The sequence below is a fragment of the Pseudoalteromonas sp. S554 genome (assembly GCF_005930865.1).
In the GTDB taxonomy this organism is placed as follows: domain Bacteria; phylum Pseudomonadota; class Gammaproteobacteria; order Enterobacterales; family Alteromonadaceae; genus Pseudoalteromonas; species Pseudoalteromonas marina.
Genome location: NZ_PNDV01000003.1, coordinates 22554 through 42216, shown reverse-complemented (window position 1 = coordinate 42216; position 19663 = coordinate 22554). Strand labels below are relative to the sequence as shown.

Below are 19663 nucleotides of genomic sequence, written 5' to 3'. Positions count from 1 at the left end.
ACGCCGTTTTTTACTGTAAATAACACATAATAAATCGATAATTACGTTAGGACATAACATGGAATTTTTAGATAACTTACTACCTATATTAACGTTTGTAGGTATAGCGATCGCGGTCATTTTTGCTATTTTGTTAATTGTTGGCAAGTTTTATCGCAAAGTGGAACAAGGCCAAGCTCTCATTATAAATAAAATGAAAAGTGAGCCAGACGTTACCACTACCGGTGGCATTGTGTACCCTGTTATCCATAAAATGGAAGTGATGGATATTTCAACAAAGCGCATGGTACTTGAACGTAAAGACAAAGGCGGCTTGATTTGTAGAGACAATATACGTGCCGATATCGCCATTACGTTTTATATTCGTGTTAATGAAAACAAAGACGATATTTTACGTGTAGCAAAGCAAGTAGGTTGTGCACGTGCATCAGAGCATGAAACGCTGCAAGAATTATTTGAAGCTAAGTTTTCAGAGGCACTTAAAACGGTTGGTAAGCGAATGGATTTTGTTGAGTTATTTACTCACCGAAACGAATTTAGGGACAACATTAAAGAAGTGATAGGGCAGGACTTATCTGGCTATACACTTGAAGATGTTGCCATTGATTACCTAGAACAAACGTCGATTGAAAAGCTTGATTCACAAAATATTCTTGATGCAGAAGGTATTCGTCGTATTACCGAAATGACGGCAGCGCAAAATGTATTAACCAATCAGTTAAAATGTGATGAGCGCGCAAAAGTAGAAATACAAAACCAAGAAGCCACTGAGAAATCACTTGAAATAGAACGCCAAAAGCAAGATGCAATGTCGCGTCAAGTTCGTGAAATTGAAACCGTTAAAGCGCGTGAACACGCCGAAGCTGAAAAAGTACGCCACGAAGAGCGTTTAAAATCAGAGCAGGCTCGAATTCAATCTGAAGAATCAATTGGAATTAGCGAGCAAAATAAGCAGCGTGAACTTGATATTGCAGAGCAAAACCGACTGCGAGTACTGGGTATTGAGGAAGAAAAAGTTTTACGCTCTCGTGAAATAGAAGTGATTGAACGAGAAAGAGAAACTGAAATTTTACGTATTAACAAAGAAAAAGCACTTGAAGTAGAACGCAAAGAAATTGCTGATGTAGTGCGCGATCGCGTAATAGTAGAAAAATCGGTAGCTGAAGAGCAAGAGCGTATTAAAGATGTGCAGGTTTTAGCAGGTGCAGAACGTGAAAAAGACGCCATTATAATCCGAGCTAAAGCAGAAGCAGAAGAAGCATTAGTTAAAGATATTGAAGCTGCTAAAGCGCAAGAACAAGCCGCTGAATTTAAAGCTCGTGAACTTGAAACAATGGCCAATGCAGAACTGCGCATTGCTAACCAGCAAGCAGAGTCTAAAAAGATACTTGCTCAAGCTCATCAAGTTGAAACCGCAGCACAGGGCTTAGCTGAAGCTGACGTTATAACAGCTAAAGCACAAGCAAACGCAATGCAGGGTGAAGTAGACGCCAAAGTACTTCGTCAAAAACTAGAAGCCGAAGCGCAAGGTAACCGTGAAATAGGGCTATCTCAAGCGCAAGTACAAACAGCGATGGCTGATGCGAATGAGAAACAAGGTGAAGTTGAAGCCATTAACCTTGAGCGTAAAATGCTTGCTGAGGCCAAAGGTCTTGAAGAAAAACTACAGGCGCTTAATGCGATGGACCAAGATGCCCGTGACTACGAAAGCTTTACACTCCAACTAAACCAGCAAAAAGAATTAGTGCTGGCTAAAATTGAGGCAGGTAAAGATATAGCAGAGCATCAAGCTCAAGTGATGAGCAAAGCGCTAGGCGATGCCGATATTAATATTATGGGTGGCGATGGCCAGTTCTTTAACCAGTTTATGAGTGCTATAAGCTTAGGTAAATCAATAGATGGTTTAGTAGATGAAAGCAAAACAGTACAAACTGTATTTAAAGATCACTTAAATGGGGATCGCAATTTAATTGAGGATTTGAAAGGAGTATTAGCGGGCGCTAACGGCTCAGCTGAAACCATGAAAAACCTTAATATGAGTAAATTATTAAAGCAATTGAGTAACACTACAGCTGCTGAAAAAAGCCAATTACTAAGTATGCTAGGGAGCAATATGGGCAGCGGCCTTGACGAGAAAATAAAACTCGACCCGCAAGACTAACTCCCTCTCAATCTATAGCCGTAATTTATAATTTACGGCTTTTTTGATCACACATACAAAAGTAATACTGCAGGAAAGGTTTAATGACGGACTCAACACAACATGCTTTAGAGCAGGGATCGTACGATTTAATTAAGCGTCGCTTAAATAATTTTGGCGTAACACTAAAAACGCAAACAGATAAAGTTAATGCCTCGCGCATTAGCGAGTTTGGTAGTACAGAGCTTCAAGTTAAAGGGCGTGTGCGTGCGCGAACCGAGCAAAATTGTACGCCTCGCGATATTGTGATTGTAGGCGACAAGGTTATTTTTGCTTACAACGTGTTTTTGGGTCTGAAAAAAGAAACCTCAATTGATGATGTATTTAGTGTGCACAAATTGGTTCAGCAAGAGGACCACTTTGAGATTGAGCCCTACCCAGAAAAAACCTTATTTTTAACCGATACCCGTTTTATTAGAGATTTTGAAGAGCTTTATACTTACTACAAGCAAACCAAGCTGCAGCACCTATATCAGCAAAACGGTAAGTTATTTGCGTTGTTTCAGATTGGTGAAAAGCTCTCTGACGTGCGAGTGTTTAGATGGGAGATACACCCAGATAACACTATTCATTATATTGATAATCGCGGTGAACGCGATATAAAGCACGCACACGATTATGATTTTGAATGGCAACAAACAGACCGCAGTGACCATGTTGAAGGGCGTCACGGTCATATAAATATTGCCGATACAGTGTTTGTTGAAACCATTGGTGGCACACTCACCATAAAAATAGAAAACAGCACCGAAACCGGCGAAGGCATTCATCAAGAACCTGTTGAAGATAAAAACCAATCGCTTGCTGATAGCGAGGTTGAATACGCGCAAGTGGGTGACTTGATTTTACTTAAAATTTTGCCATACCGAGAAAAGCAGTGGCGCTATTTTATTTTTAACAGCCGCACTTTGCAGGTAATGCGCCAAGATGCCATTGGTAGCGCATGTGTTACGCTGCCTGAGGACCATGGTATTATTTTTCCCGGTGGTTACTATTTGCAGTCGGGACAGGCTCGCTCATTTGAAGAACAAATTGATGATTTAGAATTTCATCGCCAAGTTAAATCGCCCAATGGCGAAGATGTATTGTATGTATTTTATGAGCCAAGCGAAGGACGCTATGCTTTATTTGCTTACAATATTATTGATAAAAACTTACAAAACCCAATCTACTGTCACGGTTATGGTATTTACAACGATGGCATCGCGTTAACCTTCAAAGCCGATAATGAACAAGCTGAACGCGTACACCCAATCCAAATATGGCAAAGCCCATTTGTATCAGCTGAGTTTGCCGCCAATGCACCTGCTTTAACGAGTTTTTTTGGAAAAATTGGTAACCCCGATTTAGTACGCGGTATTTCAGATTTATATAGTGTATGCAAAGCGATTAACGAGCAAAGCCCAAGTTTGTTTCACTACGAAGATATGATATCGCTGAGTCGAAATATATTTGATCGCTATCATTGGCTTAATGAAAATGAGTTTGCTGACATAGCGCAAAGCTTGCACAGTATTTTTGAGACAGCAGAACAAGTACTTGATGAGTTTGAAAAAGTAACTGAAATACAGAACAAAGCTAAGCAAGCACTTGCAGATATAACTAAACAGTACACAGAAGTAACACGAGAGGTTCGCCCCGATAGCTTTAAAGCGGTGTCTGAATTTGTTACGGCAATAGACGCGTTAAAAGTACTAAAAGGGCAAATAATCAGCCTTGAAGATATTAAGTACATAGACACCGATGCGCTTAACCAGTTACAAGCTGATGTAGATGAGCATTTGAGCGGTGTAAGCCAGGCTACTGCAGCTTTTTTGCAGCAATCAACAGCACTCGAACCGTATCATAAAAAGTTAAAAGAGCTCGAAGAGTTAAGTGCTAAGAGTGAAAGCGTAACCGAACTCAAAACCTATGTTGCTGAGCTTGATAAACAAAGTGTGGAACTTGATTTACTTAACCACACAATGCTTGATTTAGACATAGACGATAGCCGTATTCGCACCCAAATTTTAGAAGATATTAGCGGTGTGTATGCGTTAGTTAATAGGGCAAAAGCAGGTATAGAAATACGCCAAAAAAGCTTAGGAAGTGTTGAGGCTAAAGCTGAGTTTGCCGCTCGTTTTAAGTTGTTTTCGCAAAGTATTACTAATGCATTAAATAATGCAAAAACCCCTGAGGCGTGTGACGATCAATTATCGCGTTTGCTAATACAGCTAGAAGAGCTCGAGTCGCAATTTAGCGATTTTGATGAATACCTCAGCGAAATAATAGCCAAGCGCGATGACGTTTATGAAAGCTTTGAAGCACATAAGCAAAGCCTAATTGATGCGCGTCAGCGACGTGCGCTTAATTTAGCAAATGCCGCAGAGCGTATTTTACAGGGCGTTAATCGACGTTCGCAAAGCTTCACTGAGTTAGATGCGTTAAACACCTACTTTGCAGCTGATCCGATGATCAGTAAGTTACGAGCACTTACGCAAGAGTTAAAAGATATTGGCGACGAAATACGTGCCGATGATATTCAGTCAAAACTAAAAGCAAGCAAAGATCAGGGCATTCGCTCATTACGTGATAAACAAGATATATTTACCGATGGCGGTAATACGGTAAGTATAGGTAAACACGCATTTAGTGTTAATAAGCAATTACTTGATTTAACGTTACTGCCTCGCGATGAGCAGCTAATGCTGCATTTAACAGGGACCGATTACTTTGAGCCGATTACCGACGCAAAAAGTGTTGAAACATTAGCGCAAAGCCGTCACTTGTGGCAGCAAGCGCTCGTGTCTGAAAACAGCACTATTTATCGTGGTGAATATTTAGCTGCGCAAATTTTATTAGCCTGCGAAAATGGTGAGCATACACTTACATTTACACAATTACAGCAAGCTAAAGACAACGGTACGCTTTTAAATGTAGTGCAAAAATTTGCAGAGCCCCGTTACCAAGAAGGTTACGAAAAGGGCATTCACGATCATGACGCAAGCGCAATAATAGAGTCTTTACTTAATCAAAAAAGCACCCTTGATTTACTCATTTACCCAGTGAGTTGTAGGGTAGTAGCGCAGCTTTACAGCGCACAATTGTCAGCAGAACAGTTGGCTACTTTTTATCACCAAGCAAAAAATGCATTGTTGATGGAAACGCACTTTGGTGCAATTAACTTTATTAGCGCTTTAACATCTCAACTGAGTGAATATATTAGCGAGTTTTTAAATACGATACCTCGTATGCTTGTGCACTTTAGTAATTTATCAAGTGAGCTCAGCGCAGCATATTTAATTAAGCAATTGGCGCAGCAAAAAAGTGCAGATGAGCCTCTGTTTATAGTATCTCAGCAAGCTAAAAACCTCGCCGAGCAGTTTAATAGTGATGCAAATAGTAAGGGGTTTAGCAAAGAGCTAACCCAAGCTAATACCACACTTAATAGCACAGATGAGCGCGGTCTACTTTATTTAAGTTGGCTAAATGCCTATTGTTTACAACACAGTAATATTAGCGCTGAAGTTCAAGCTGAAGCTGCGAATTACCTTCATTTAACAGCCTCTACTTCTTTCAAATACAGCGTTTTAGATGTAAATGCCGATTACACTGTTAGTGGATTAATGGGGCAGCATAAGCAAATAAGTGAGCAAACACTTCAAGTTGATTATGCGTCGTTTTATGCACGCACGCGAGAGTATATTACTGAACAAGTCCCTGCCTTTGAGCAATACCATTCTCTACGCAGTGAAATTTTAGCTGAGCAAAAAGAGCGCTTACAATTAGATGAATTTAAAGCGCGGCCTTTGAGTTCATTTGTGCGAAACCAGCTTATTAATAAAGTGTACTTTCCAATTATTGGCGATAACTTAGCAAAACAAATTGGCTCAGCGGGTAAAAACAAACGCACCGATTTAATGGGGATGCTATTACTTATATCGCCGCCTGGTTATGGTAAAACTACGTTAGTTGAATACGTGGCTAACCGCCTAGGCTTAACATTTGTAAAAGTAAATTGCCCGTCAATAGGGCACGACCAAGTATCGCTAGATCCATCTCAAGCCATTAACGCAACTGCTGAAAAAGAGATTGCTAAAATCAATCAAAGCTTTGAAATGGGCAATAACGTAATGCTTTATTTAGATGATATTCAGCATACAAACCCTGAATTTTTACAAAAGTTTATTTCACTATGTGATGGCTCGCGCCGAATTGATGGCGTGTGGAATGGCAAAAGTAAAACGTATGATTTACGCGGGAAGAAGTTTGCTGTGGTTATGGCGGGTAACCCCTATACCGAATCGGGTGAGAGCTTTAAAATACCGGATATGCTTGCTAACAGGGCCGATATTTATAACTTAGGTGATACGTTGGCAGGGTGCGAGCAAGAGTTTGCAATGAGCTTTATAGAAAACGCCCTAACGTCTAACTCCGTGCTTGCACCGCTGGCAAACAGAAATATGGACGACTTATACAAATTTGTGCGTATTTGCCAAGGCGAAGATATACCACTTAACGAGCTTGAGTATGGTTACTCACAAGCTGAGGCAAACGAAATTAAAGCGGTAATTAATAAACTGATCACTATTAGAGACACCGTATTAAAAGTAAATGCGCAATATATTGCTTCAGCTGCGCAAGACAACAACTACCGTACAGAACCGCCGTTTAAGCTGCAAGGTAGCTACCGTAATATGAATAAAATGGCTGAAAAAGTTGTTGCAGCTATGAATGACGAAGAGCTCGAGAATTTAATTTGCGATCATTACCGAGGTGAGGCTCAAACACTCAGTAAAGGCTCTGAAGAGAATCTACTTAAGTTAGGTGAACTGCGTGGTACCGCCACAGCGCAAGAACAAGCGCGTTATGAGCAAATTAAAGGTGACTTTGTTAGGTTAAATAAACTTGATGGTGCTGGTAGCCCAGTAATGATGGCGGTTGAGCAAATGGGATATTTGCATGAGGCGTTAGAGGGCATTGCAAGTAAGCTTAGTAAAAGTAATTTAAGTTATGATTACAATGCATCAATTGGCACGATTGGCGAAGGGTTGGCCAATTTAGATAGCTCTCAGGGCTTTAATGTACTTAATGAAACACTTCAAAGCTTATTACACCAAGCGCCAGATAAAAGCAGTGTTGCAGAGCTAATTAGTGTCATTGAAAAAAGTAGCGCACATTCTCAGTTAAGCGAACTCAATAAAACACTCAATGCTAATAATGTTAATCAAACAATTACGATGTTTGGGCAGCAGTTAGGTGAGGTTATTGCACAAAATACTAATCAGGACGAAATTAAAGTGTTAACTGAAACCCTAAGTCAGGCAATTGCTAATAATGATATAAAACAGCAATTAACCCAATTAGTGCAGGCATGGTCAGGTAAGCAGTAGGTTAGACTTAATTGATTAATGCCGCTTTACAATGAGCGGCATTGATCAAGCTTTGTATAAATTTAAGGTGTGCGATTATTCTCTATTTTACAAATCAAGGTCCACATTAGGTAAGCACTCAAAGCCAGGCTTTGCAAATAAGTAGCCCTGCATTAATTCAACCCCCGCGTGTTTAAGCCACACGTATTCTTCTACTGTTTCTATACCTTCAGCCAGAGCTGTAATATTTAAATCTCTAAACATATTTAGGCAGTGGGTTACTATTAATTGGCGTTTTTTATCGCTGTTTATATCTCGTATAAGTGCCATATCTAGCTTAATGATATCTGTTTGAAAGTCAGCAAGTAGATTTAAGCCCGAGTAACCTGCACCAAAGTCGTCTGTAGCGGTTTTAAAGCCTAATGATTGATAATAATCAACTACACGCTTTATATGTGCAGTATCTTCTACTTTTTCTACCTCGGTAAATTCAAACATGATGTTTTTAATAGGAAAATTATACTTTTTTGCCGCCTCTAATGTAGTACGTATGCAGCGCTCAGGCTTATAAATAGCGTTGGGTAAAAAGTTAATGCTTAGCATTGAGGTAATGCCTAGTTTGGCAGCAAGTTCAATTGCTTTAATACGGCAAAGCTGGTCAAACGCATAGCGGTTACTTTCGTTTACCTTAGAAATAATAGAATAAGCAGATTCGCCGTTTAGTCCCCTCACTAATGCCTCGTAGCCAAAAATATTGTTGCTTTGGCAATTTATGATCGGTTGAAACGCCATTGAAAAATCAAACTCAAGTGTGTTTGCATCTTCACAGTTACTGCAGGTAACTTTTGTGCAATTTGTTGATTTTTCATTCATTTAGTTCGGCCTTTTTAATATAAGCATTTAAGGTTAGTTTAAGTTCGATCTTAACACAAACAAGTTAAAGTATGGGTTTTTATACTTTAACTAGTAATAAGTAACTAATAAGTAAGCCCTAATTAATGACACTTGTCATAATATTGAGTGACTTTTAACAGCTGTATTTGTTTTGTTTATGCTTAAAAATAACCCTATACACAAAGAGGAGAGTAAATATGAATACATCAACATTTTTTGAAAATCTAAAGCGCTATTTAGCTGTATTAGCATTGTTAACAGTCATTAATTTAATTACCTCGCCAAATTATTTATGGGCAATATGGCCAGCTTTGGGTATGGGGATTGCACTACTTAACGATTTATCAGATTTAAACAACTCAAAAAGGGTTGGCTAATGAATGCAAAGCCAAGTAAAAAACTTACTTGGCTTAAGTTGCATATTATTGAAAATAACTATGAGTCGGTTATGAGGCGCTATCGAGTGTTGCTTTAAGTGAAATTTCGGTATTAAGCAGCTTTGAGATAGGGCAGCCTTTTTTAGTTTGCTCACATAAGGCCTGAAACTGCTCATTAGCTATGTCACTAATACGTGCTTTTACTTCAAGTGCTATATGCGTCACTGCAAAGCCATCGTCTACTTCATCAAGGCTTACCGTTGCTTTGGTATCAATTTTATCTGCTGTAAAACCAGCATCACCTAATGCAAGCGACAGCGCCATGCTAAAACAGGCACTGTGTGCGGCACCTACTAGCTCCTCAGGGTTTGAGCCTGGCTCATCTTCAAAGCGGGTATTAAAGCCGTACGGCTGTTTATCAAGTGCACCACTTTGCGTTGAAATACTGCCTTTGCCTGTTTTAATATCGCCAGACCAGTTTGAGTTTGCCGTTTTTTTAATCGTCATCATCTTCTCCTTGTTTAAATGTAAGTTTTTCAGATTAGGTAAGCGTTATTTACAAAAAGCTTAAATAAAACCGAAAAAACATTAATTTCAGATGATATTGCAAAATAGACGCCAGTAAATTGTAATCACTTTTTATTTCGTTTACACCGCTCTGAGCAATAAATGACATTGTCCCAATCTCGTTGCCATTTTTTACGCCACGCAAATGGTTTATTACAGATAGGGCAAATTTTTTGCGGTAGGTTTAGTTTTTTATGCGCCATAGTTACTTAACCTGAGTGTTATTTTTAGCGGTGTTTTTATTTTTTACTTTGCTTGTGTTAGGTGTGATTGCAACATGCTTTCTAAGTATTTTTCCTATGGCACGTTTAACTTCAGGACGATCTCGGTATTGCCATAATCGCTCGCGGGCGTCTTTTGAGGCGAGTGTTAAATCAAGCATAGGCTCGGGGTAATCTTCACCCAGTTTAAAATCGTTAAAAAGCGCTTCCATTGGTGTTTGCTCCCACGGTTCGTGTAAGTATTCAATAGGGAGCTTTTCAAGTTCAGGGCACCACTTTTTTATAAAGGCGCCGGTTGGATCCTGATCTTCCGATTGTTTTATCGGGTTGTAATGGCGAATGGTATTAATACCCGTAACTGATGCCTGCATTTGAATTTGCGGATAATGAATACCTGGTTCAAAGTCTAAAAAATAATTAGCTAACGGAAAGCTTGCTTGCTGCCAGCTTATGTTTAAATGGTGTGTTACAAAGCTCACCAACATAGCGCGCATTCTAAAGTTAATATAACCGGTGGTCTTTAAACAGCGCATGCATGCATCTATTATAGGCACGCCTGTTTGCCCCTGCGCCCAGCGCTCAATGTCACGCTTTACATGTTTATCGGTACGATACGGAAATGAATGATAGCCCGGGTTTAATGCTTTAAACTCCATAGTGCATTCGCTTTCAAATTTTTGCATAAAGTGGCAATGCCAATGCAAACGAGATACAAAAGCAGCAAGCGGGCGCTTCCAACCTTTTTTATCAGGATGGTTTGAATGATAAGCGTCTATCGCAGTTTGATAAACTTGCCTAAGGCTTATATTTCCCCATGCTAAATATGGCGATAGTCTAGAGCAATGGGTGCGGCTTAAGCTAGGGCTAGATATTCCTTTTTGATAGCCTTTACCGCGTTGGGTAAAAAAACTTTGCAAAACTTCTCTCGCATGAAGCGGGCCGCCCTGCTGAAAATTGTCATCATCTTGAGTGTAAGTTTCAGGTAATTTTGGATTTTTATAATTTTTAAGTTTGACGGAATTAACTTTCTTCCAATTGGGTATAGCAAGCGGAGCCTGCATTGTTTTTTGCCAGCGTTCATTCCAATTGTCACGGTTTTTTTTACCACGAATAACAGCGCCTGTTGGCGATTCTTGCCAGTTAATATGGTTATGGTGGCACCAAGCTTTAATTGCTAAATCGCGTTCAAAGGTATTATTTAGCCCTATTTCTTGGTGGCTAAAAATATTTGATATTTCAAACTGCTCATTAAGCTTTTGAAGCAGAGTCTGCATGTTCTCTTTAAATATATACACCTTTGCATTAAAGCGCGCTAATTGAGAGTTTAAATCAACAATAGACTGATACACAAAGCGCCAGTGTCGTTCATTATAATGAGCATCCTCCAGCAGAAGTGGTTCAAAGTTGTAAATTAGTAAGGTAGGTAGGCCAGTGTCAAACGCACTTTTTAATGGCTGATGATCGCTTAAGCGTAAATCGCGTTTAAACCACACTATATTTATTTTTTCACGCATTTAATTTACGACTCTTAGCTTAAATTAGTATATTAATGTTCACGTTATTTGGTGTTTTATTGCGTTTGTATTTTCATTAACAGGTACTGTTTGCTACAAAAAACGCAATAAAATAAAAAGTTAAAGTTGTTAGTACGTAAAGGTTTTAAATTGCGATTTAGTTTTAATAAGAATAAGGAAAAATATGTTTTTAGATTTAACTAGTAATGCTGATCACAATGTATATTCATATTTAGTGGGCGGTATAAGCCCGCGCCCCATTGCATGGATCAGCACGTTAAGCGAAAAAGGGATTGCGAACATTGCTCCGTACTCATTTTTTACCGTAGCAAGCTGTAATCCTCCTGTATTAAGTGTTACTCAGGTAAATCCGCGTGATCACACTAACAAAGACACGTTAACTAATTTACTGGCGACTAAAGAGTGTGTGGTCAATATTGTTAGCCATAACTTAGTTAAACAAATGAACCAAAGCTGTGCCAATTACCCCAATAACGTGAGCGAGTTTGATGAGGTAAATATACAACAGACGCCAAGTTTATTAGTGAGTCCGCCAAGTGTAGAGGCTTCTAAAGTTCGCTATGAATGTACCTTGCGTGATGTAATTACGGTTTCAGAAAAAGCCGGTGGCGGAAAAATGATGTTATTGGATATTGTTGGTATATGTGTTGATGATGAAATATTAGTAAACGGTTATATTGATCCTGCTCGATTAGAGGCTGTAGGGAAAATGGGTGGCGATTACTTTAGTACGACAAAAGATAAATTTGTTCTTAAGCGCCCTCAGTTATAGAATACGGACCTGATTTAAAAACATAAAAATAAAAGGACTTTTGATGCGTAAACTTATTGCTGCTGCATTGATCACTCTTATTAGCTTTAATACTCTCGCCGAACAAGATAAAAAATTGCCGATAGAAGCCTTTGCGGGCTTAAAAGACTTTAGCCAAATTAAACTATCTCCCAATGGTGAGAACCTTTCCTTTGTTCGAAACCACAAAGGCACCTTAGTTTTAATGGTTAAAAATCTCAAAACAGGAGATACAAAAGCAATTTTAAATGCAGACAACCGCACTGTATTTTTTGATTGGTATAGCTGGGCTAATGATAACGTTATTTTGCTGGGTGCTAGGTTTATTAAGTACCAATTTGGCGGGGCTAAATATACATCTACACTTTTGTACTCGTACAATCTCACAAATAAAGATGGGATTAAATTAGCGTTTAGAGCTGTCCCTTCTCGAGATGAGCGTCAGCCACAATTTGCAGACCGTATAGTGAGCTTTCTACCAGAACAAGAAGATAAAATTTTGGTACAGGGTGATTTTACAGTGCCAAATAACCCTGCTGTATACGAGCTAGATCTTAATACATTGCGCAAAAGTAAAGTACAAAGACAGCGCAATAACGTAACAGATTGGTTTGCCGACAGGCAAGGTAATGTGCGAATCGCTAAAAAAATGGACGAAACACAATTTACTTATGAATTACTTAATGCTGAGACCGGAGACTGGGACACGTTATTTGATTACGAAGTATTTAGTGAGCAAAGTATTTCTATATTAGGGTTTGATAAAAACCCTAACCTTTTATATATCTCGGCGTTGCACAACGGGCGAGATGCATTGTTTAGACTTAACCTAACTACCAAAGAGCGCGAGTTAATTTACAGCAATGATAAATACGACTTTGATGGTTCTATTTTTTATTCTAGCAAAACAGGTGAGGTTGCAGGGTTTACTGATTCTCACATAGAGGACGGGGTAAACTACTGGGATGCTGATTTAGATAAACTTCACCGCTCTTTAAGAGTATCGCTTCCTAAAGACGACTACGATATTGATATTTTAAGCACCACTAAAGATCAACAAAAATACATACTTTACGTTAGTTCAGCAAAGTCGTCAGGTAGTTATTTATTAGGAGATAGAACAAAAAACCAGGTCAGCGCCATTGCCGATGCCTATCCGCAAATTGATGAAACAGTATACGACGGCAAAGAACGCATTAGTTATAAAGCGCGAGATGGATTAACCATTGAAGGTTATTTAACGTTGCCAGTAGGGTATAAAAAAGGCGACAAATTACCCACTATAATATTTCCGCATGGTGGTCCAATGGCGCGAGATTACGCTAACTTTGATTATTGGACTGCATTATTGGCTTATCATGGTTACGCTGTATTACAGCCAAACTTTAGAGGCTCAAGCGGATATGGTTATGAGTTTTTAATGCAATCGATTCAGGGTTTTGGTTTAGCCATGCAAGACGATTTACAAGATGGCGCCAATTGGCTTATTGAACAAGGTATTGCACAACCTGAAAAAATTTGTATTGGTGGCGCAAGTTATGGTGGTTATGCAGCGTTAATGGCGGTTGTTAAGCACCCTGAAACATTTAAATGTGCTGCTAGTTTTGCAGGCGTAAGTGATTTAGAACACCTTGTTTTTAAAGCGCGTTACTTTACCAATAAAGAAATAGTCAGAAAGCAGTTTGGTACAGACGACGATATGCTAGAAGCTAACTCTCCTGTAACGTATGCAAAGCAGATTAACCGACCTATATTATTGGTTCATGGCAGCGATGACAGTGTAGTGCCTGTTTACCATAGCCGAGAAATGGAAGATGAATTAGACGATGAAAATAAAGACGTTACTTATATTGAGTTAGAAGATGGCGATCATTATTTATCGCATCAGGCACATCGAGTTAAAACGCTGCAGGCTTTTTTAGATTTTTTTGATAAACATTTAAAAAACTAAACAATACAAAGGCGACTTAGGTCGCCTTTTTTGTACAATTTTTTTAAGTAGGTGCACATTGTTTGCACGTTTAGTTGTTAAACTTATTTAAATATGGCCAAGTTATAAGTGGCGGTTTAATTTTAAGGTGAACGCTTCCCCATGAAAATTCACAATAAACTATTTTTAATTTTGTTTAGCTTTACCTTTAGCATTATTGCGGGGCTGGTGGTGCTTATACAATGGAGCATAGGACAAGGTGTTATTGATTATGTGAATGCAAAAGAAATAAAAGCACTTGAGCCGCTTGTAACAAAGCTCGCAAAGCAATATGAAAGCAGTGCCTCGTGGGACGAAGTCATCCGTGACAATAAAAGCTTTAGACGCCTTGTTGAAGCCGAGTTACAAAGCAGCCAATTTTCTGAATTTGCAGAACGCCCAAGTCCTAGAGGCCGGTTAATGAGGCCACCACCACCTGAACGCGGTCGCTTTGATATGAAAGGCCCTCCCAGACCAAACGATATTGCTCATTACGCGTTACTTGATAAAAATAAGCAACCGATAAGAGGGCGTTATCTCGATGAACTCACCTATATCAATACGCCAATTACTGTTAACAATATAGTCATTGGTTATTTAGCTGTTTCAAAAAGAGATAATTTGGTTGATGGCTACGAGCTTGATTTTTTAGAACAGCAAACAGACTACTTATGGTTTATTGCTATAGCTGCTGCTTTATTTACGTTACTGTTAACTTTTTTACTATCACGGCATTTAGTAAGTCCGGTAAAAAAAATAGCAACCGGGATGCATCAGCTTACGCAAGGTCACTTCACTACTAAGCTGACTCTTGATAGAAAAGACGAATTAGGCCAATTAAGTGAAGATTTTAATACACTGGCCTTTACACTAGCTAAAGATGAGCAAGTACGTAAACGCTGGTTAGCTAATATTTCTCACGAATTAAGAACACCAATGAGTATTTTGCTGGGTGAACTTGAAGCAATGTTACTTGGGGTACGTGAGCCTAACACCCAAAATATTAGTTCAGCTAATGATGAGGCGATGCATTTAAAGCGCTTAATAGATGATTTACATATGCTAAATAGTGCCGAATTGGGGGGGATGCACTACACCATGCAGCCAACCGATTTAACAATGCTGTTAAATACAATCGAGCAAAAATATCAGGTTATATTTGAGCAGCATACAATCAAACTTTATCTATTAAATAGTGCTCAATACGCCAATGTTGAGGCTGATAAAACACGGCTACTGCAGTTGTTTGATAATATTTTAATGAATGCAGTTCATTATGCTCAGTGCACGACTATTTCAATAACAGCTAAAAACATAAGTAAAAAAGGGCAGTCATTTATTGAGCTGAGTATTGAGGATAATGGAGTTGGGGTAGAGCCTTCACATTTAGCGCATTTGTTTGAATACCTGTATCGAGTTGACGGTGCGCGTAACCGCCAAGAAGGTGGTTCAGGCCTTGGTTTATCAATCTGTAAACATATAGTTGAAGGTCATAATGGTGAGATAGTCGCAGAAAAAGCGGACCTAGGTGGTTTAGCTATTATTATACGCCTGCCAACCATTTAACAATGTTTAAACCTAATCTTTAAATTGCCTACTTTATTAAGTGGTTTGAATTTACGTTACGAATAGAGGTGCCAATGAGTGAACACATTTTGATAGTTGAAGATGAAGAAAAACTATCTAATCTAATGAGTGATTTTTTAATGAATCATCATTTTAATACTCATCAAATACACCATGGGAATGACGTACTTCCATGGCTTGAAATTAATAGGCCAAGTCTTATTTTGCTAGACGTAATGTTACCAGGTCAAAGCGGAATCGAATTATGTAAAGCGATTAGGCGTTTTTCCAATGTGCCTATTATTATGGTATCGGCCAAAGTGGAAGAAATAGATCGCTTGCTAGGGCTTGAGTTAGGCGCAGATGATTATATTTGTAAGCCGTTTAGTTACGCAGAGTTGGTTGCGCGGGTAAAAGCTATTTTAAGGCGTCTCAACGTTTCAGCAGTACAAACATCGGTAATGCAATTAGATGAAACCACCTATAAAGTAAAATACCAAGATAACGACATCGAGCTAACTAACTTTGAGTTTCAGTTGTTTAAACCTTTGTTTAATAACCCGAGTAGAATTTATTCACGAGATAGCTTAATGGATACCATGTACACCGATCAGCGTATTGTGAGTCATAGAACGATTGACAGGCACATAAAAAAATTGCGTAAAAAGCTGGATGAATTAACTAAAACAGAGAGTGTGATTCAATCTGTTTATGGGGTAGGTTATCGCTTTGTACACCCGCAATAAGGGAACAAAGCGATTAACAAAAACGTTGGCGTTTTATTCTTCGTCTGAAAAGTTAATGCGCGCTAGTCGCTCTTGCTCTTCATCGGCTGCAGCTTGTATCTCGTCTAGTACTGAATCAACGTCTGCTTCTTCGCTGTCATCTTCAAATTCACCGGTGAGTATAGAATTAGGTGTAAGTTTTGCCTCTTCAAATAGCGCCCACATTTCTTTAGCGTATTGGGTATTTAACAACTCAGGTGCAAACTCACTATAGTAACGACGCATGTTGTTTACGTCACGAGCAAACATGGCTTCAGCGCTATTGTTAGCAGACGCATTTACAGCTTGCGGTAAATCAATAATCACAGGGCCTTTATCGTCAACAAGCACGTTAAACTCTGATAAGTCTCCATGAATAATACCCGCGCACAGCATAAGCATAATGTAATGCATCATCAGTGTATGTTGTTTTATAGCTTCCTCTTTACTCATACTTACATGGCCTAGCTGCGGCGCAACATCGCCTTCGCTGTCAGACACAAGCTCCATAAGTAAAACACCATCAACACAAAAATATGTATCGGGTACACGCACACCGGCTCTAGCTAAACGAGAAAGAGCATCAACCTCAGCATTTTGCCAAATCTCTTCTTCTAACTGGCGCCCGTAACTTGAGCGTTTTCCCATTGCGCGAGCTTGGCGACCACCGCGAACTTTTCGGCCTTCTTGGTATTGTGCGGCTTTTTTAAAACTGCGTTTAACAGCATCTTTATAAACCTTTGCACACCGAATGTGTTCACCACAGCGAACTACAAATACATCGGCTTCTTTACCGCTCATTAGTCGGCTAAGTACTTCGTCAATTAAACCGTCATCGATAAGGGGTTGTAAGCGTTTTGGTGTTTTCACAGCTTGCCTGCTAAGTGGAGTTGGTTATTAATCATTATTTAAGAAAGTGCTCTGTAATTAGTTGTTTTATATGCTCAAGCAGTATATCAGCTTTGAGAATTAAGGGCAGTATTACGCGCATTTACACATGCTTGCGTTAGCTTATCTGCTGATTGTAAATTGAGCAACCAGAACGCCCTAGAACACATCAATTTTTTAAATTATTTAATACTTCCTTATTATTTGCACATTTTTTGCGTTTTTAAGGTGTAAGTTTACGGTATCAACACGCCCTAAATATAAGGTTATTACTATGAAGCATTTAACATCAACGGCAATGATTGTATTACTTAGCATTGTTTTTTCGGCCAATATTGCTGCAAAAGGAAGTAATAACAAACCGCCTAAGCCAGACTTTTCAACTCTCGACACCGATGGCAATGGTGCAATTAGTTTTGATGAATTTAATACTAAAAAGCCACCTCACGGTGACGCACAGACTATTTTTGATGAAATTGATGCTGACGGTAATGGGGAAATCAGCGAGCAAGAATTAAGTGAACATAAACCGCCTCGTCGTGAACGTTGAAAGGAAACTAACATGATCAATTCAATAAACAATAACGCTACTAATTTTATGCCGCAGCAAAAAAGCCAAGCAGTATCGCTAACATCAGAACAAAGTGATTTTGTAAAAGAAACGCTAGCGCAATTTGATCCCGAAAACTTAACCTCTGAAGATGCAAAGAGCATTCAAGCTGCGTTTGAAGAGCAGGGTATTTCACCCACTAAAGAGCTGGCAGAATTAATGAGCGAGCTTGAATTTGATGCTAAAAGTATTGGTGATGCTGGCCGACCTGAAGGGCAAAGACCGCCTCCACCGCCACAAAATTCACTAGAGCAAGTTAATACAGAAGATGTAGTAAGTTACCTTGATGAATTACTCGAGCAGTATTCAAGCCAAATAAACGATGAAGATAAAGACGCTATACTATCGGCTGTTCAAGAAAAGTTTGGCTTGTCTGAATCTGATTCGTTACTCAGTATTAAAGCGTAAGTATGTGTAAAAGCTGACATTAAAAGCCCAGTAATACTGGGCTTTTTGTGTAGGTGGTTAGTTTAAGCGGGTTTTAATTTTACTGGTGCCATCTTCTTCGGTAAATTTAAATACAAAGTCTTTTTTACCGTCTTGGTTAATGTCAACTAACAAAATATCTTTACTTTTTTTAGGTAGGGTTAATTTTATTTTTTTACGCTTTTTGTTAAGCAAATTGTCCTCTTCGCCGTAGTAAACATAGAGCGTTTTTTTGCTGTATTTATATACCGCATCAGTTTTGTCATCCCCGTTTATATCGCCTATGTATAAGGGTGGGGTTGCATCGCCATTGCTCATATTTATTTCCATCTCAAGGTCAATTTCTATACTTGATTTACTAGCAAATGAGCCATCGGTTTGTTGCTTATAAATATTCATTTCTACATCTACGTCAGTTTTACCACCGCCCATAGCCATAGAGGCAATAGTGCCAAGGCCAATGTCTAAGTCCATTGTTTGCAGGTCTATTAAGCCATCGTTATTAAAGTCTGTTTCAAATACAAGCTGACTAGGGCCGCTGGTATTTAACAATTTAATAGGTGTTTGACTAAACCCTGTTTTATTACCCAAATAAAGGTTATGCGCTATGTCAATATCGAGCGAATCCATACCTTCCACTGGCTTATATTGCTTGGTAATAAAGTCTAAATAGCCATCGTTATTTATATCAAGAAGCTGCTTTATTTTGCGTTTTTCACCGTTACTAAGCTCGCCCAACTCAATATTAAAATTAACGTCAGCCATGGCTTTGTTGTAACCATTAGTATTTGCGTAAAGCACATTGGCGCCTTTTTTATTTAAAAACACTAAGTCATTTAGGCCGTCGTGATTAAAATCCGTAATTGTAGGTTGGTTATTAATATCAACTTCAAGGGTGAGACCATCTTTTGAAAAATCACCAGTAAACTGCGTCTTTTTTTCAAAAGTATGAGGGGTAAATTGGCCGTTGTTAGTTTGAATATAAAGGGTTGTTTGGTTTAAGTCTGGGAGCAAAATATCACTCAGGCCATCTTTGTTGGCATCAATGATAAAGTTTATTTTTTCAAACTCTGTTACTTCTAACTGGTTTATTACTGATGTATATGCAAATAAAAGTGAAGGTTTTTCTTTATCCGCTTTGTAAATGCCATCGCTAGCTACCACAAGCGCTTGCTTATCATTTGTATTAGCAAGTGTTGCCACGTCAAAACCAATTGCATTGTCAGGCAGAACGAGCTGAGAGTTTTGCGCTGATAGTAAATCAATGCGTTCTAGCTGCTTAAGCTCTTTGTTAAAAGCAAATAACGTTGTCGAGTCGGTTGTTACTAACCCTTCAGTGGTTTTAATCGACATGGTTTGCGCTAATAAAGTACTAGGTGCAAGCAATATAAGTAATGCACTAAACGGTTTTAACATGGTAAATCCCTTTGTATAATTTTAAGTAGGCGAATATTTAACTCTTTTCAGCCTACGGCAAAAACTAACGTTAGGGTGTAAGTAATTGT

15 protein-coding genes are annotated in these 19663 nt (G+C 38.9%); 9 read left to right on the top strand and 6 right to left on the bottom strand.

From position 1 onward, the window contains the following. The first annotated feature begins 58 nt into the window (after positions 1 to 58). Together CWB65_RS02155 and CWB65_RS02150 are read left to right on the top strand one after the other, a co-directional pair. The gene (locus CWB65_RS02155) at positions 59 to 2161 is read left to right on the top strand and encodes a flotillin family protein (protein WP_138739782.1); all 2103 of its coding nucleotides are present in this window, start codon (positions 59 to 61) and stop codon (positions 2159 to 2161) included. Between the two features lie 83 nt (positions 2162 to 2244). Next, on the top strand, positions 2245 to 7572 hold the full coding sequence (locus CWB65_RS02150) for a DNA repair ATPase (protein ID WP_138739781.1): 5328 nt from the start codon (positions 2245 to 2247) through the stop codon (positions 7570 to 7572). An 87-nt stretch (positions 7573 to 7659) separates the two neighbouring features. On the opposite strand, the gene CWB65_RS02145 is transcribed toward CWB65_RS02150, so the two are convergent. Next, entirely contained in the window at positions 7660 to 8424 is a 765-nt protein-coding gene (locus CWB65_RS02145) for an EAL domain-containing protein (protein WP_138739780.1), read from the bottom strand. Positions 8425 to 8642: 218 nt separating this feature from the next. Between CWB65_RS02145 and CWB65_RS02140 the strand changes: the two genes are divergently transcribed. Further along, on the top strand, positions 8643 to 8822 hold the full coding sequence (locus CWB65_RS02140) for a 2TM domain-containing protein (protein ID WP_138739779.1): 180 nt from the start codon (positions 8643 to 8645) through the stop codon (positions 8820 to 8822). A gap of 69 nt (positions 8823 to 8891) precedes the next feature. Here CWB65_RS02140 and CWB65_RS02135 read toward each other — a convergent pair whose 3' ends face one another. The 3 genes from CWB65_RS02135 to CWB65_RS02125 all read right to left on the bottom strand — a co-directional run bounded on the left by CWB65_RS02135 (position 8892) and on the right by CWB65_RS02125 (position 11124). Then, positions 8892 to 9329 (bottom strand): OsmC family protein, encoded by a 438-nt coding sequence (locus CWB65_RS02135; RefSeq protein ID WP_138739803.1) that lies wholly within the window; start codon positions 9327 to 9329, stop codon positions 8892 to 8894. A 125-nt stretch (positions 9330 to 9454) separates the two neighbouring features. Beyond that, entirely contained in the window at positions 9455 to 9592 is a 138-nt protein-coding gene (locus CWB65_RS02130) for a DUF2256 domain-containing protein (protein ID WP_006791449.1), read from the bottom strand. Between the two features lie 2 nt (positions 9593 to 9594). Continuing rightward, entirely contained in the window at positions 9595 to 11124 is a 1530-nt protein-coding gene (locus CWB65_RS02125; RefSeq protein ID WP_138739778.1) for a cryptochrome/deoxyribodipyrimidine photo-lyase family protein, read from the bottom strand. A gap of 184 nt (positions 11125 to 11308) precedes the next feature. Here CWB65_RS02125 and CWB65_RS02120 point away from each other — a divergent pair, with 184 nt between their 5' ends. The 4 genes from CWB65_RS02120 to CWB65_RS02105 all read left to right on the top strand — a co-directional run bounded on the left by CWB65_RS02120 (position 11309) and on the right by CWB65_RS02105 (position 16216). Further along, positions 11309 to 11917, top strand: a complete 609-nt coding sequence (locus CWB65_RS02120) for a flavin reductase family protein (RefSeq protein ID WP_138739777.1) — start codon at positions 11309 to 11311, stop codon at positions 11915 to 11917. Between the two features lie 43 nt (positions 11918 to 11960). Next, positions 11961 to 13886: an alpha/beta hydrolase family protein gene (locus CWB65_RS02115; RefSeq protein ID WP_138739776.1), complete on the top strand. Its 1926-nt coding sequence runs from the start codon at positions 11961 to 11963 to the stop codon at positions 13884 to 13886. A gap of 141 nt (positions 13887 to 14027) precedes the next feature. Then, positions 14028 to 15470, top strand: a complete 1443-nt coding sequence (locus tag CWB65_RS02110) for an ATP-binding protein (protein WP_138739775.1) — start codon at positions 14028 to 14030, stop codon at positions 15468 to 15470. A 74-nt stretch (positions 15471 to 15544) separates the two neighbouring features. After that, positions 15545 to 16216, top strand: a complete 672-nt coding sequence (locus CWB65_RS02105) for a response regulator (protein WP_138739774.1) — start codon at positions 15545 to 15547, stop codon at positions 16214 to 16216. 33 nt (positions 16217 to 16249) lie between these two features. Here CWB65_RS02105 and CWB65_RS02100 read toward each other — a convergent pair whose 3' ends face one another. Further along, on the bottom strand, positions 16250 to 17104 hold the full coding sequence (locus tag CWB65_RS02100; RefSeq protein WP_008132303.1) for a PA4780 family RIO1-like protein kinase: 855 nt from the start codon (positions 17102 to 17104) through the stop codon (positions 16250 to 16252). Positions 17105 to 17396: 292 nt separating this feature from the next. Here CWB65_RS02100 and CWB65_RS02095 point away from each other — a divergent pair, with 292 nt between their 5' ends. Both CWB65_RS02095 and CWB65_RS02090 read left to right on the top strand, forming a co-directional pair. Next, the gene (locus CWB65_RS02095) at positions 17397 to 17672 is read left to right on the top strand and encodes an EF-hand domain-containing protein (protein WP_008132299.1); all 276 of its coding nucleotides are present in this window, start codon (positions 17397 to 17399) and stop codon (positions 17670 to 17672) included. Between the two features lie 12 nt (positions 17673 to 17684). Further along, positions 17685 to 18140, top strand: coding sequence for a hypothetical protein (locus tag CWB65_RS02090; RefSeq protein ID WP_008132298.1), 456 nt, complete (start codon positions 17685 to 17687; stop codon positions 18138 to 18140). 57 nt (positions 18141 to 18197) lie between these two features. On the opposite strand, the gene CWB65_RS02085 is transcribed toward CWB65_RS02090, so the two are convergent. Next, on the bottom strand, positions 18198 to 19574 hold the full coding sequence (locus tag CWB65_RS02085) for an FG-GAP repeat domain-containing protein (RefSeq protein WP_138739773.1): 1377 nt from the start codon (positions 19572 to 19574) through the stop codon (positions 18198 to 18200). Between the last annotated feature and the right edge of the window lie 89 nt (positions 19575 to 19663).

Excerpts from the sequence above, each read along its gene's own strand:
- CWB65_RS02155 (WP_138739782.1), top strand. The coding sequence starts at position 59 with ATGGAATTTTTAGATAACTTACTACCTATATTAACGTTTGTAGGTATA.
- CWB65_RS02150 (WP_138739781.1), top strand. The coding sequence starts at position 2,245 with ATGACGGACTCAACACAACATGCTTTAGAGCAGGGATCGTACGATTTA.
- CWB65_RS02145 (WP_138739780.1), bottom strand. The coding sequence starts at position 8,424 with ATGAATGAAAAATCAACAAATTGCACAAAAGTTACCTGCAGTAACTGT.
- CWB65_RS02140 (WP_138739779.1), top strand. The coding sequence starts at position 8,643 with ATGAATACATCAACATTTTTTGAAAATCTAAAGCGCTATTTAGCTGTA.
- CWB65_RS02135 (WP_138739803.1), bottom strand. The coding sequence starts at position 9,329 with ATGACGATTAAAAAAACGGCAAACTCAAACTGGTCTGGCGATATTAAA.
- CWB65_RS02130 (WP_006791449.1), bottom strand. The coding sequence starts at position 9,592 with ATGGCGCATAAAAAACTAAACCTACCGCAAAAAATTTGCCCTATCTGT.
- CWB65_RS02125 (WP_138739778.1), bottom strand. The coding sequence starts at position 11,124 with ATGCGTGAAAAAATAAATATAGTGTGGTTTAAACGCGATTTACGCTTA.
- CWB65_RS02120 (WP_138739777.1), top strand. The coding sequence starts at position 11,309 with ATGTTTTTAGATTTAACTAGTAATGCTGATCACAATGTATATTCATAT.
- CWB65_RS02115 (WP_138739776.1), top strand. The coding sequence starts at position 11,961 with ATGCGTAAACTTATTGCTGCTGCATTGATCACTCTTATTAGCTTTAAT.
- CWB65_RS02110 (WP_138739775.1), top strand. The coding sequence starts at position 14,028 with ATGAAAATTCACAATAAACTATTTTTAATTTTGTTTAGCTTTACCTTT.
- CWB65_RS02105 (WP_138739774.1), top strand. The coding sequence starts at position 15,545 with ATGAGTGAACACATTTTGATAGTTGAAGATGAAGAAAAACTATCTAAT.
- CWB65_RS02095 (WP_008132299.1), top strand. The coding sequence starts at position 17,397 with ATGAAGCATTTAACATCAACGGCAATGATTGTATTACTTAGCATTGTT.
- CWB65_RS02090 (WP_008132298.1), top strand. The coding sequence starts at position 17,685 with ATGATCAATTCAATAAACAATAACGCTACTAATTTTATGCCGCAGCAA.
- CWB65_RS02085 (WP_138739773.1), bottom strand. The coding sequence starts at position 19,574 with ATGTTAAAACCGTTTAGTGCATTACTTATATTGCTTGCACCTAGTACT.